Below are 14,454 nucleotides of genomic sequence, written 5' to 3'. Positions count from 1 at the left end.
TAGGCTAGCCTTCCCTAAGTTCAACTGAGGGAGCTGTGATGACCAATCCGTTCGACGACGAGAACGGCCGATTCCTGGTGCTGGCCAACGACGAGGACCAGCATTCGCTGTGGCCGTCCTTCGCCGAGGTGCCTTCCGGCTGGAGAATCGTGAAAACCGAGGCGAGCCGCCAGGAATGCCTCGACTACGTCGAGCGGAACTGGACCGACATCCGGCCGAAGAGCCTCGTCGAGCGCATGGCGGCGGAAGCGGCCGAACGGCCGTGAACGACCGGGAAGGCACCGACCGGCGCGGATTCCTGATCAAAGCCGGCGCCGCGGGCGCGCTCGCGCTGGGAATCGGTTCCGTGGTCGGCGAGGCGATGCCGGCCGGACGCGGCGAGCCCGTCGCGATCGACCCGAAGGCGCTCGTCCGGCCGCGGGCGCAGGGCGACCGGACCGCTGTGGTGCGCCCGGCGGCGAACCGCGCGCCCTCCGGCGCGCCGTTCCGCGGCACAGTCACCGAGCTGACCCCGTTCCTCGACCCGCTTCCCCGGCTGACGCCGGCGTACGGGAACGGTGCGGGCGAGCTGACCATCCGGATGCGCGCGGCGACCGTTCGGCTGCATTCGCAGCTGCCGCCGACGAAGATCTGGGGATTCGACGGCCTGTTCCCCGGCCCGGTGATCGAAGCCCGCCGCGGCCGCCCGCTGCGCGTCACGTGGCGCAACGAGATCGCCGGCACCATGCCGGTGCCCGTCGTCGAGATCCCCTTCGACGAGAACGCCGATCCCTACCAGTGGGACGTTCCCGGCCGCGAAGGCGTCGCGCCGCGCGCGGACGTGGCGGCGCTGCCCGGCTGGACGTCGACCCACCTGCACGGGCACTTCAGCGACGGCAGCAGCGACGGCTGGGCCGAGGACGCCGTGCTGACCGGCCACAGCCAGCTGGTCGAGTACCGCAACGACCAGCCCGCCACGACGCTCTGGTACCACGACCACGCCATGCACATCACCCGCTGGAACGTGATGGCCGGCCTGCTCGGCATGTACATCCTGCGCGACGACGAGGAGCAGTCCCTCCGGCTGCCCTCGGGCGACCGGGAAATCCCGCTGGTGATCTGCGACCGGAACCTCGACACCGACGCGCGGAACCGGCTCACCGGCACGATGCTGCACAAGACCACGATCATGAGCACCGACCCGCTGAAGCAGGTGCGGTCCTTCGCCGGGCCGTACACGCTCGTCAACGGGGTGATCTGGCCGCGTCTGGACGTCGAGCCGGACTGGTACCGCTTCCGGATGGCCAACGCGTCCAACACCCGGCCCTACAACGTGCAGCTGGTCACCGACGACGGCAAGCCGGCGCCGCCCGGCACGGTCTTCGTGATCGGCACCGACGCCGGACTGCTCGGCGCCCCGGTCGACGTCCGGGACGGGTTCAGTCTCGCCGCTTCCGAACGCGCCGACGTGCTGATCGACTTCCGCGCGCTGGGCGGGCAGAATCTCAAGCTGCGCAACGTCAACTACGACCCGGGGCCGTGGCCGGACTTCCTGCAGTTCCGGGTGGGCCGGTTCGGCCGTCCGCCGGCGTTCCGGCTGCCGAAGACGCTGGCGAGGTCGTTCCGGCGGGTCACCGGAAAGCAGCCGGTGCAGGCCGAGCGGATGGTGATGCTGACCCCGGTCGGCGTTTCGCACGCCCGCCTGTGGGAGATGCGGCGGATCGACGGCCCGCCCGAGGGCAAGCTGCCGATCGACGGCATCGTGCAGGTCAAGGAGCAGGACGGCACGGTGGTCACCTGGCAGCGGATGGCCTACCGGTGGACCGATCCGCTGCAGTACACGGTGGCGACCGGCGCGTGGGAGCGCTGGCGGTTCTTCAACCTCGACTGGTCCGGCTGGCCGCATCCGATGCACGTGCACGTCTGCGCCTTCCAGCCGGTGCAGCGCGGGTTCTACGACATCGACGGCTTCAAGTTCATCGACCTGCCCGGCGGCGGGATCGGCGGCGGCACCGCCACGCCGGTGTTCTGGAAGGAGTCGCCGCCGGTCGAGGCGGCGCAGGCCGGCTGGAAGGACGTGGTGAACGCGGACGCGGGGGAGGCGGTCGACGTGATCGCCAGATTCGCGGACGTCACCGGCAAATTCGTCTACCACTGCCACATGCTCGAGCACGAGGACATGAGCATGATGCGCCCGTTCCTCGTGCAGCCGAAGGAAGTCATCGCCATCGCCGAGTCGATGGAGCACGAACTGCCGCCCGCGCCCGGCGGCGGGCACGCTCACTGAGTTCCGGCACCACGAGAGGATCACCTGTGTCGTCGGGGTACGAGGACGCCCGCAACCCGCTCACCGCCGCGCAAGAAGGGATCTGGTTCGGCTCGCGGCTCGATCCGCCGAGCCCGGCCTACCAGACCGGCGAGTACGTGGAACTGCACGGCGAGCTGGACGTCGAGGCGTTCCGCGCGGCGGTGCGCACGGCGATGTCCGAGGCGGACGGCCTGACTGTCCTTTTCGGACACGACCGGTCCGGCCCCCGGGCCCGCCCCGGCGCGGCCGCCCGGCCGGAACTGGCGGTCGTGGACGTGGACGGGGACCCGGAACCGCTGATGCGGGCCGAGCTGGCGAAGCCGCGCGACCTGGAATCCGGGCCGCTGGCGACCCAGATCCTCTACCGGGGGAAGGGAAACCGGCACGCCTGGTTCTTCGGCTGCCACCACATCCTGCTCGACGGGTACGGGTTCGGCCTGATCCAGCGACGCGTGGCCGAGGTCTACACCGCGCTGGCCGGCGGGGCGCCGGCCGGCGACAGCCCGTTCCGGCCGATGGCCGCGCTGCTGGAGCAGGACGCCGCTTACCGCGCGTCGGATCGCTTCGAGGACGACCGCCGGTTCTGGACGGAGCATCTGGCGGGACTGCCAGAGCTGCCCGCGGCGGTCCCGGCGTCGCACAGCTTCCTCCGGGAACACACCGCGGTCCCGGACTTCGCCGCGCTTTCCGCGCTGGCGAAGGAGATCGGCACCGGCTGGACCGAAGTAGTCATCGCCGCGACGGCGCTGTACCTGCACCGGATCTCCGGCGCCGCGGAGATCGTCCTCGGCCTGCCGGTGATGGGCAGGCTCGGCGCGGCTGCCCGGGTTCCGGCGACGACGGTCAACGTGGTGCCCCTGCGCGTCCCGGTCCGCCCCTCGGACCCGGTCGCCGAACTCGTCGCGACCGTGGCGGCCGAGCTGAAAACGACCCGGCCGCACCACCGTTACCGCGGCGAGGACATCCGCCGCGACCTCGGGCTGCTGGGGTCCCGGCGGCTCGTCGGGCCGTGGATCAACATCAAGCCGTTCCCCACCGAGCTGTCCTTCGGCGGACTGCGCGCGAAGACGCACTACCTGGCGGCGGGGCCGGTCGACGACCTGTCCTTCACCGTGCAGGGCCTGCCGGGCGACGGCGGGCTCGTCCTGGACGTCGACGCCAATCCCGCGGTGCACGACGCCGAGGGAGTGCGCCGGCACGCGAACGGGTTCGCCGCCGTGCTGTCCGCCTTGGGCCAGGCGACGCCGGGAACGCCGGTCGGCCGCTTCGACGTGACCGCCGACGTGCCCGGTGCGCTGGCCGCCGGTCGCAGCGAGCCGAGTCCGCACGACAGTTTCGACTTGCTGCGCGAGATTCCGCGCGGTGCGGGCATCGCCGTGGAGGACGCGGCTTCCCGGCTCGCCTTCGCCGAGTTGCACGACCGCGCCGATCGCCTCGCCGCCCGGCTGATCTCCGACGGAGTGCGTCCGGGCGATCTCGTCGCCGTCCGGCTGCCCCGCGGCGCCGGCTTGGTCGTGGCATTGCTGGCGGTGCTCAAAAGCGGTGCCGCGTACCTGCCGGTCGACCCCGGATTCCCGGCCGAGCGCGTGGAGTTCATGCTCGCCGACGCGGGTCCGGTGCTGGTCGTCGACCCGGACTGGCTGAGCGCGGCAGCACCGGCCGAACCGGTCGTGCTGCCGGACGTCCCGGCCGACGCGCCCGCTTACGTCCTCTACACCTCAGGCTCGACCGGCCGTCCCAAGGGCGTGGTCGTCACCCGGCGCAACCTCGGCAACCTTCTGGCCTCGTTGCGCGACCGGTTCTCTTTCGGGGCATCGGACCGGTTCCTGGCCGTCACGACGGTCAGCTTCGACATCGCCGCCCTGGAACTGTTCCTGCCGTTGCTGGACGGCGCGACCGTCGTGCTGGCGGATGCCGCCGACGTGCGGGATCCGGCCCGGCTGGGCCCGTTGCTGGAGCGGGTCACGGCGATGCAGGCCACGCCGTCGCTGTGGCAGGCTCTCGCCGAGACAGTTCCCGAGGCGCTGCACGGCATCCGCGCGCTGGTGGGCGGCGAGGCGCTGCCTCCGGCGCTGGCGAAGCTGCTCAGCCGGACCACTGCCGGGGTCACCAACCTTTACGGCCCGACGGAAACGACGATCTGGTCGACCGCACACGAGATCGGCCCGGCGGACGCGCAGCGGCCGCTGATCGGGCGGCCGCTGCACAACACCCACGCCTACGTCCTCGACGCCGCCCTGCGGCCGGTGCCGCCCGGCGCGACCGGCGAGCTGTACCTGGCCGGTTCTGGTGTCGCGCTCGGCTACCTCGGCCGGGCGGGGCTGACCGCGTCGCGGTTCGTGGCGAATCCCTTCGAGCGCGGCCGGATGTACCGCACCGGGGACCTCGCGCGCTGGACCGATGACGGTGCCCTCGACTGCCTCGGCCGCACCGACCATCAGGTCAAGGTCCGCGGTTTCCGCGTGGAACTGGGCGAGATCGAAGCCGTGCTCGGCCGGGTGCCGGGCGTCGGCCACTGCGCGGTCGTCGCCGCGGGTGCCGGGCTGGCCGGATACTACGTGCCGACCGGCGAAACCGGTGAGCTGCGCGCCGAACTGTCCCGGCGCTTGCCGGACTACATGGTGCCCGGCCTGCTCGCGCCGGTCGCCGAATTGCCGTTGACCCCCAACGGAAAGGTCGACCGTCTCGCGCTGGCCGCCCGCACGCACACCGGCTCCGGTTCCGCCTCGGCCGACCCGCGCGCGGCCCGGCTGAGCGAACTGTTCGCCGACGTCCTCGGCGTGGCGGGGTTCGGGCCCGGCGACGACTTCTTCCGGTTCGGCGGGCACTCCCTGCTCGCGCTGCGCCTGAGCACGCGCCTCGGCGCGGAATTCGGGGTGGACGTCCCGATCGCCGCGATCTTCGACGCCCCGACCCCCGCCGAGCTGGCGGACCGGCTGCCCGGCCTCGCCCCGGCACGGCCCGAGGTGCCGGTCGCGCCGCGCCCGGACCGCCTGCCGCTGTCGGCCGGGCAACGGCGGCTGTGGCTGCTGCAATCCCTGTCCGGTCCGGACAGCGCGGCCTACAACCTCCCGCTGAGCTTGCGCCTCCGCGGCGATCTCGACCGCGCCGCGCTGCGGGCCGCGCTCGACGACGTTGTCGCCCGGCACGAGGCGCTGCGCACCGTCTACCGCGAGACCGACGGCGAACCGTGGCAGGAAATTCTTCCGCCGCAACAGGTTCCGTTCGAAGTGCTGCCCGCGGACGCTGCCGCGCGGCTTCTCGAACTCAGCCGCCGCCCGTTTTCGCTCGCGGACGAACTGCCGATCCGCGCGTCCCTGATCGAGCTCGGCGAGGCCGACCGTCTCCTGCTGCTCACCGTGCATCACATCGCCACGGACGAATGGTCGCTGCGGCCGCTGCTGGCCGACCTCGAAACCGCCTATGCCGCGCGCGTCGCCGGTAACACTCCACAGTGGACTCCGCTGGCCGTGCAGTACGCGGATTACGCGCTGTGGCAACGCTCCCTGCCGGTCGACCTCGATTTCTGGGCGGCCGAACTCGACGGCCTGCCCGACGAGATCGCCGTCCCGGCCGGCCGGACCCGCCCGCCCCGCCCGTCCGGCGAAGGCATCGTCCTCGATCTCGACCTGGCCGCCGCGGTGCCGCCGCGGATCCGGGAGCTGGCCGCGGAAACCGGCACCAGCGTGTTCATGGTGCTGCACGCCGCCTTCGCCGCCGTGCTCGCGCGGTGCGGAGCCGGGGAGGACGTGCCGATCGGCGTTCCGGTGGCCGGCCGCGCCGCCGAAAGCCTCGATCCGCTGATCGGCTTCTTCGTCAACACCGTCGTCCTGCGCACCGACCTGTCCGGCCGCCCGACGTTCCGGGAACTGCTGGCCCGCGTCCGCCGCACCGGCCTCGCCGCGCTGGCGCACGACGACGTTCCGTTCGACGAGGTCGTCGACCGCCTCGCGCCGCCGCGTTCGACGTCCCGGCACCCGCTGTTCCAGGTGCTGTTCGCCTACCGCAACACCCCGGAGGGGACCGGCCGGTTCGCCGGGCTGGCCGCGGAGACCGAACTGGTGCCCACCGCGACGGCGAAGTTCGACCTGACCCTCAACGTCACCGAGACCGGCGGCGGGCTGAGCGGATTCCTCGAGTTCGCCCGCGACCTGTTCGAGCCGGACGAGGCCGCGCTGTTCGCCGGCCGGTTCGCCCAGGTGCTCGGCGACCTGCTCGCCGCGCCCGACGAACCGGTGGCCGCGCTCGACGTCCGGCTGCCCGGGGAGCGGCTCGCCCCGGACACCCGCCACGCGGTGCCGGACACGACCCTGACCGCGTTGCTGGAACGGGCGTTCGCCGAACACGCCGGCCGCGAAGCGCTGGTGTTCCGCGGTTCGCGGCTCACCTACCGCGACCTCGACCGCCGCACCGCGCGGCTGGCGGCGGCTTTGCAAGACCGCGGCGTCGGCCCGGAGTCGGTGGTCGCCGTCGTGCTGCCGCGTTCGCTGGAATTGGCTGTCGCGCTGGTCGCCGTGCTGCGCGCCGGTGCCGCGTATCTGCCCGTCGACCCGGAACAACCGGCCGAGCGGATCCGCGAACTGCTCGCCGACGCGGCCCCGGCCGCCGTCCTGACCGCCGGCGACCTCCCGGAGGCCGACGGGTTCGCCGCCGCCGCGGTCGCGCCCGGCAACGCGGCCTACCTGATCTACACCTCGGGTTCGACCGGCCGTCCCAAGGGCGTCCTGGTCGAGCATCGCGCGATCGCGAACCGGTTGCGGTGGATGCGCGAGCGCTACGGCTTCGACGCGGGCGACCGGGTGCTGCAGAAGACCCCGGCGACCTTCGACGTTTCGGTGTGGGAGTTCTTCCTCCCGCTGATCAGCGGGGCGGCGCTGGTCGTCGCCGAGCCCGGCGCGCACCGCGACCCGGACCGCCTCGCCGCGCTGATCGAGGCCGAGCGGGTCACGACCGTCCACTTCGTCCCGTCGATGCTGGCCGCGTTCGTCGCTGCCGGGGTGCGCCACGACCTCGGTCCGGTGCGCCGCGTGTTCTGCAGCGGCGAGGCGCTGCCCGCCGACCTGGTGCCGCGGGCGCGGAAGGTCTTCGCCGCGCCGCTGCACAACCTCTACGGCCCGACGGAGGCCGCCGTGGACGTCACCGAGTGGGACACCGCGGCCGAGGACGGCGTCCGGCCGGTCCCGATCGGCGTGCCGGTCTGGAACACCGGGACGCACGTGCTCGACCCCGGGCTGGCGCCGGTGCCGGACGGCGTCGCGGGGGAGCTGTACTTGTCGGGGGTGCAGCTCGCCCGCGGCTACCGCGGCCGTCCGGCGCTCACCGCCGAACGGTTCGTCGCGGCGCCGGACGGCGGACGGCTCTACCGCACCGGCGACCTGGTGCGCCGCCGTCGCGACGGGGCGCTCGACTACCTCGGGCGCACCGACCACCAGGTCAAGATCCGCGGCCAGCGCATCGAACCGGGCGAGATCGAAGCCCGGCTCGCCGCCCGGCCGGACGTCGAAGCCGCCGTGGTCGTGGCGCGGGCGGGGCGGCTGATCGGCTACTGCGTGCCCGAGACCGCGGACGTCTCCGCCGCGCTGAGCGAACTGGCGGCGGTGCTGCCCGCCGCGATGGTGCCCTCGGCGCTCGTTCCGCTGCCGGAGTTCCCGTTGAGCCGCAACGGAAAGCTCGACCGGTCCGCGCTGCCCGAGCCGCCGGAGGAGCGCGCGGCCGTCGTCGCGCCGCGAGACGCGCGGGAGGCCGTGGTCGCCGCCGCGTTCGCCGAGGTGCTGGGACTCGCCGAGGCCGGGGCCGACACTGGGTTCTTCACCGCGGGCGGCGACAGCATCCTGGCCATCCACCTGGTCGCCGCGCTGCGCCGGGCCGGGCTGACTGTCTCGCCGCGCGACGTCGTGGAGGCCGCGACGGTGGCCGACCTGGCCGCCCGGGCGATCGCCGGTTCCGCCGCTCCGGTGGCAGCCGTCGACCGGACCGGTCCGGTCGCCCCGACGCCGATGGTGCGCTGGCTCCTCGGCCGCGGCGGTCCGATCGACCGTTACAGCCAAGCGGCGCTGGTGCCGGTGCCGCCCACCGCCGACGTCGGCGCACTGCTGACCCGGCTGGTCGCCCGGCACGACTTCCTCCGCGCCCGGCTGACCGGCGACACGCTCGAAATCGGCGAACCGCGTGAGGTTCCGCTGCGCTCGGCGCCCGCCGACGCCGACCCGAACGCCGAGCTGGCCCGGGAAGCCGCCGCGCTCGACCCGCGCGGCGGGATCATGCTGCGAGCGGTCCGCCTTGGCGCCGACCGGCTGCTGCTGGTCGCACATCACCTCGTCGTCGACGCGGTGTCGTGGCCGGTGATCGCCGCCGACCTGGAAAGCGGGGTCCCGGACCGGCCCGCGGAATTCGCCGCCCGGCCGTGGGCCGCCGCGCTGGCCGCCGACGAGACTGAACTGCCGTTCTGGACCGGGATGGCCGGGGGAACCAGCGTCGAGCTGCGCACCGGCACGGTCGGCGAGCTGCGGCACACGGTCACCGAGCTGCCCGCCTCGATGGTCTCCGGTATCGCGAGCGCCTTCCACACCGGCGTCCGCGAAGTCGTGCTGGCCGCACTCGGCCTCGCCGCGCGCGAGGTCTGGGGCGAAGCCGCGCTGCGAGCCGATCTGGAAGGCCACGGCCGCGACGGCGTGCCGGGCGCGGACACCGCTGTCGGCTGGTTCACCAGCCTGTACCCGGTGTGCGTCGGACTGGACGGCACTCCGGAACAGATCCTCAAGCGGGTCAAGGAAACCCTGGCCGCGGTCCCGGGCGACGGCACCGGCTACGGCCTGCTCCGCGACCGTGTTCCCGGGGCGCCGCGCCCGTTCCTCGTGAACCATCTCGGCAACGCCCGTCCCGGCCAGCTGTCCGGGTTGGACTTCCTGGCCGGCGGCGTCGAGCCGGAACTCGGCGCGAGCCACGCGATCGAGGTGTCCACCTTGATCGAGAACGGCGTGCTGAAGGCCCGCTGGTCGTCCGCGCCGGACGTCGACCTCGACGCGCTGCTGGCGGCGTGGCGCCGCGGGATCACCGCACTGACCGAAGGCGGCGGGCACACCCCGTCGGACTTCCCGCTCGTCCGGCTGACTCAGTCCGAAGTGGACGAACTCGGCCTCGTCGAGGACGTTTTGCCGGTCACCCCGCTGCAGGCCGGGCTGCTCGCGCAGGACGACGAAACCGATGTCTACACCGTGCTGTTGTCCTTCGAGCTCAGCGGCGACCTCGACCCGGCACGGCTGCGCGCGTCCGCTGAGGATCTGGTCCGCCGTCATCCCGCACTGCGCGCGGAATTCCGCCTCCGCTCCGGCGGCGACCCGATCCAGATCGTCCGCCCCGAGCCGGAACTGGACTGGCGCGAGGGCGAAATCGCCGTCGAGGAGTTCCGGCGGGCGCGGTTCGACCTGAGCCGCGCGCCCTTGATCCGGTTCGCGCTGGCCGGCGGTCACCGGCTCCTGGTGTGCCACCATCACATCCTCTTGGACGGCTGGTCGTCGCTGGCTCTCGCGCGAGAGCTGTTCGCGACCTACGCCGGCGCCGAAACCCCGGTCCGGCGGCCGCACCGCGACCAGCTGCAGCGGCTGTCCACAGTGGACCACGACGCCGACCGGGCGGCCTGGACCGCGGCGCTGGCCGGGCTGGACGAACCCACGCTGCTCGCGCCCGGCTCCGGCGCTCCACAGTGGCCGGAGCACCTCGACCGCACCCTCGGCGGGGACGCGACCGCGCGGGTGGCGGCCCGCGCCCGCGAGCTTGGCTGCACGGTGAACACCCTGGTCCAGGCTGCCTGGGCGATCCTGCTGGGCAGGCTCACCGGCCGCGCCGACGTCGTGTTCGGCACCACGGTGTCCGGCCGCCCCGCCGCTCTGCCCGGCGGCACCGAGATGGCCGGGCTGTTCGTCAACACGCTCCCGGTGCGCGTCGCCCTCCGCTCCGGCGAACCGGTCTCCGCCCTGCTGGCCCGGGTGCTGCGCGAACAGGCCGGGCTGCTGGAGCACCATCAGATCGGCCTCGGCGAGCTTCAGCGGATCGCCGGAATCGGCACCCTGTTCGACACGCTCGTGGTGGTCGAGAACTATCCGGCGGCCGCGGACTGGGACGCCGGTCCCGGATTGCGCGTCGTGGGCGGCCCGCCGGTCGACGCCACGCACTACCCGGTCACGCTCGTCGTCGCACCCGGGGAACAGCTCTACGTCGGGATCAAGTACCAGCCCGATTTCGGCGCGCGGCGCGCGGCGGATGTCCTCGATCGGTTCGTCCGCGTCCTGTTGGATCTCGTCGCCGACCCCGGGCGTCCGGCTGGCACGCTCGGCATCGCCGACCCGGCTGAGCACGCGCTGGTCGTCACGAAGTTCAACGACACCGGGGAAATCGAAACGCACGGGACTCTCGCCGACGCGTTCCGCGCCCAGGCCCGCCGGACCCCCGGCGCACTCGCCGTCACCGACGAGCACACCCGGCTGACCTACGCCGAGCTGGACGCGGCGGCCCGCGGCCTGGCCGGAGCGCTCGCCGCTCGCGGGGTCGGCCCGGAATCCGTGGTCGCGCTGGCGCTGCCGCGGTCGGCGCAGCTGATCGTCGCGATGCTCGCCGTGCACAAGGCCGGCGGCGCTTACCTGCCGATCGACCTCGCCCACCCGGCCGACCGGGTGGCGGGCGTGCTCGTCGAGGCCCAGCCGACGCTGATCCTCACCGCCGGCGCGCACTACGACGGGTTCGAGCAGCTGTCCCTGATCGGATTCGAGCCGTCCGGCGACGCCGAGGTCGAAGTGCGTCCGGGCAACGCGGCCTACGTCATCTACACCTCGGGTTCGACCGGCCGTCCGAAGGGCGTGGTCGTCGCGCACGAGAGTGTCCTGCGGCTGGCCGAGTGGGGTCGCCGGACCTTTGGCGCCGAAGGGCTTTCCCGCGTGCTCGCGGCGACTCCGGTCACCTTCGACGTCTCGGTGTTCGAGATCTTCGCGCCGCTGCTGTCCGGCGGCCGGATCGACGTCGTCCCCGACATTCTCGCGCTGGCCGACGCGCCCGCGGGCGAACGGCTCAGCCTGGTCTGCGCGGTGCCGTCGGCGGTCGCCGGTGTCTTCGCGCAGAACCTGTCCGGCCTCGAAGCCGGCACTTTCGCTCTCGCTGGCGAGGCCCTGTCCGAGGATCTGGTGCGGTCCATCCGGACTGCCGTGCCCGAGGCGAAGCTGGTCAACATCTACGGCCCCACCGAAGCCACGGTCTACGCGACCAGCTGGCCGGTCGTCGACGGTGAGCGGGTGCTGATCGGCGCGCCGCTGGACGGCTGCCGCTGTTACGTGCTCGACTGTGACCTCAACCCGGTGCCGCCCGGCGTCGCGGGGGAGCTGTACCTGGCGGGCGGCCTGGCCCGCGGCTACCTCGGCCGCCCTGCGCTGACCGCGGAACGGTTCGTCGCGGATCTCTTCGGCGGGCCGGGCGGCCGGATGTACCGCACCGGCGACCTCGCCCGCTGGACCGAGGACGGCCGGATCGACTACCTCGGCCGCGCCGACCACCAGGTCAAGGTGCGCGGTTTCCGGATCGAACTGGGCGAGATCGAGCACGTCCTCGCCGCCGCCCCCGGCATCACCGCAGCCGCGGCCGTGGCGCGCGGGAACACGCTCACCGGCTACGTCACCGGTACGTCCACTGTGGACCTGAGGGCCCGCTGCGCGGACCGGCTGCCGTCGTACATGGTGCCGAACGCGATCGTCGCTCTCGACCGTTTCCCGTTGACTCCCAGCGGAAAGCTCGATCGGTCTGCGCTGCCCGAGCCCGCCGCTCAGCTCACCGGATCCGGGGAAAGCAATCCCGCGGCGGCGGTCTTCGCGGGCATCTTCGCCGAAGTGCTGGACTTGCCGTCAGTGGGGGAGCGGGACGACTTCTTCCGCCTCGGCGGCGACAGCATCCTGTCGCTGCGCGTGGTCGGCCGCGCCCGGGCAGCCGGGCTGGCGGTCCGCGCCCGCGACGTCGTGGAACTCGGCACGCCGCTGGCGCTGGCCGAGCGGACCGGTGCGATCGAGGCGGAACTGCCCGGCGAAGAGCCCGCCGAAATCGCGCGCACCCCGATCATGGCGTGGGCGGCCGAACGCGGCGGCGACCTTGACCGGTTCGCCCAGTGGCTCGTCGTCACGACCCCGGCGGGGCTGGACGACCTCCAAGAACGCCTCGACACCCTCTTCGCCCGGCACCCGGAACTCGGCGCCCGCGGCCTGGTGCCCGGCCGCACCGCCGCGCCGAAGGTCCGCGTGGTCGAGGAGCTGACCGGAGAACGCGAACGCGCATTGTCCGAATTGGACATCGAGGCCGGTGTCCTGCTCCGCGCGGTCTGGTGCCCGTCGGAGCGGAAGCTGCTGCTGGTGGCCAACCACCTCGTGGTCGACGGCGTTTCCTGGCGGATCGTCCTGGACGAGCTCGCCGGGGCTCCGGCGGGGCAGAGCGCCAGTTTCGCCCGCTGGGCAAGGGAAGCCGTCGGAGTCGAAGCCGACCCGGAAGCTTGGCGGGCGGCGCTGGACCGGTCGTTCCCGCGGCTCGGGCGCCGTCCGGTCGATCCGGCGGCGGACCTGGTCGGCACGGCCGCGAAGTTCGAGGTCGAGCTGCCGTGGGCCGGGCTGTCCGAGGTCGCGGTGCGCGCGCACGGCACCGTGCAGGACGTCCTGCTCGCCGCGCTGGTGACCGCGGCCGGGCAGCCGCTGCTGGTCGCCGTCGAAGGGCACGGCCGCGCCGACCTGGGGCTTGATCTTTCCCGCACGGTCGGCTGGTTCACCTCGCGCTGCCCCGTTCCGCTCGACCCGGCGGCGGATCCGGTCGCGACGCTCAAGGGCGTCAAGACCGCGGTGCGCGGCCTGCCGGGCGGCGAACTGGCCGGTCTGCAGTACGGCAAGCTGCGCTATCTCGACCGCGTGCCGGGCCTGCCCGAGCCCGAGGTCGGCTTCAACTACCTCGGCCGGTTCACCGGCGGAGACGGCGACTGGACCGTTGCCGAACCGATGGGCGGGCACGCCGATCCGTCGACGGCGGTCGCGGCGGCCTTGGAGATCAACGCCTCGGTCGACGGCGAGACCGTCCGCGCGTCCTGGGCGTATGTGCCCGGCATCCTCCCGGAACCCGAGGTGCGGGCGCTGGCCGAACGATGGCAGCACGCCGTCGCCGAACTCGTGGAAGCCGTGCGTGAGCCGTTCCACACCCCGTCGGACTTCCCGCTCGCGGAGCTGAGCCAGTCCGATGTGGACGAACTCGGCGCGGTCGAGGACGTCCTGCCGCTGACGTCGTTGCAGACCGGGTTGCTGTTCCTCAGCGACTGCGAGGCCACCGGGCCCGACCCGTACCTGATGCAACTGCGGCTCGAATTCGGCGGCCCGGTCGACGGCGAACGGATGCGCCGTGCCGCGGCGGCGCTGCTGGACCGGCACGCCGCACTGCGCGCGGGCTTCCGCCACACCGAGTCCGGCGTGCCAGTCCAGTTCGTCCCGGCCGCGCTCGAACCCCGCTGGGCCGAGCACCCCGGCGGCGACGTCGAAGCTGTGGCGACGGCCGAGCTGGCGGACCGGTTCGATCCGGCGGACCCGCCGCTGCTGCGGCTCGCCCTGGTCGGCCGCACGCTGCTGCTCACCGCGCACCACCTGCTCTACGACGGCTGGTCCGGGCCGCTGCTCGTCGGCGACCTCCTGGAGGCCTACCGCCGGGACGGAGCGCCGACGCGGGTGTCCCGGCCGTTCCGCGACCACCTCGCCTGGCTGGCCACCAGGGACAGCGCGGCCACCGAAAAGGCCTGGCGCGCCGCGCTGGCGGGCTTCGACGAGCCGGCGCTGCTGGCTCCGGCGGCCGCCGGCGAGCGGATCGGCCGCCAGTTCGAGACCGCGCTGCCGGACCTGACCCCGCTGCTGCGGGACGCGGGACTGACCCTGACGAGCGTCGTGCAGGCGGTCTGGGGGCTGCTGCTCGGCAGGCTCACCGACGCCGAAGACGTCGTGTTCGGCACGGTCGTCTCGGGCCGTCCGGCCGAAGTGGACGGCGCCGACGCCACGATCGGCTTGTTCGCCAACACCATCCCGGTTCGCGTCCGGGCGGACCGCGGCGAATCGCTGCGCGAGCTGGCCGCCCGGATCCAGGCGGAGCAGGCCGCCCTGCTCGGCCATCAGCAC

3 protein-coding genes (1 of these 3 only partly in view) are annotated in these 14,454 nt (G+C 73.3%); all 3 read left to right on the top strand.

Annotated elements, in window-relative coordinates; all coding sequences use genetic code 11:
* Positions 1–38: 38 nt before the first annotated feature.
* Tightly spaced (at most 26 nt apart), the 3 genes in view from DMP23_RS19750 to DMP23_RS19740 form a layout consistent with a single transcriptional unit that may run on beyond the window.
* Positions 39–266 carry an MbtH family protein gene (locus tag DMP23_RS19750; RefSeq protein WP_337822026.1) on the top strand — a complete coding sequence of 76 codons (228 nt, stop codon included), beginning with the start codon at positions 39–41 and terminating at the stop codon, positions 264–266.
* Positions 263–2,266, top strand: a complete 2,004-nt coding sequence (locus DMP23_RS19745) for a multicopper oxidase family protein (protein ID WP_337822025.1) — start codon at positions 263–265, stop codon at positions 2,264–2,266. Before DMP23_RS19750 ends, DMP23_RS19745 begins: the two co-directional genes overlap by 4 nt.
* A gap of 26 nt (positions 2,267–2,292) precedes the next feature.
* A protein-coding gene (locus DMP23_RS19740; protein WP_337822024.1) for an amino acid adenylation domain-containing protein crosses the window boundary here: on the top strand, positions 2,293–14,454 show its 5' portion. Its footprint extends 3,393 nt past the window's final position; the window shows 12,162 of its 15,555 coding nt (coding positions 1–12,162); its start codon is at positions 2,293–2,295; its stop codon lies beyond the right edge, outside the window.

Source organism: Amycolatopsis sp. A1MSW2902, assembly GCF_017312175.1.
In the GTDB taxonomy this organism is placed as follows: Bacteria; Actinomycetota; Actinomycetes; order Mycobacteriales; family Pseudonocardiaceae; genus Amycolatopsis; species Amycolatopsis nivea.
The sequence above is the reverse complement of the archived record's forward strand: the minus strand, read 5'-3'. Positions and strand labels throughout refer to the sequence as shown.

What these genes read in the sequence shown, in the direction of transcription:
- DMP23_RS19750 (WP_337822026.1), top strand. Translation starts at nt 39, where the DNA reads ATGACCAATCCGTTCGACGACGAGAACGGCCGATTCCTGGTGCTGGCC.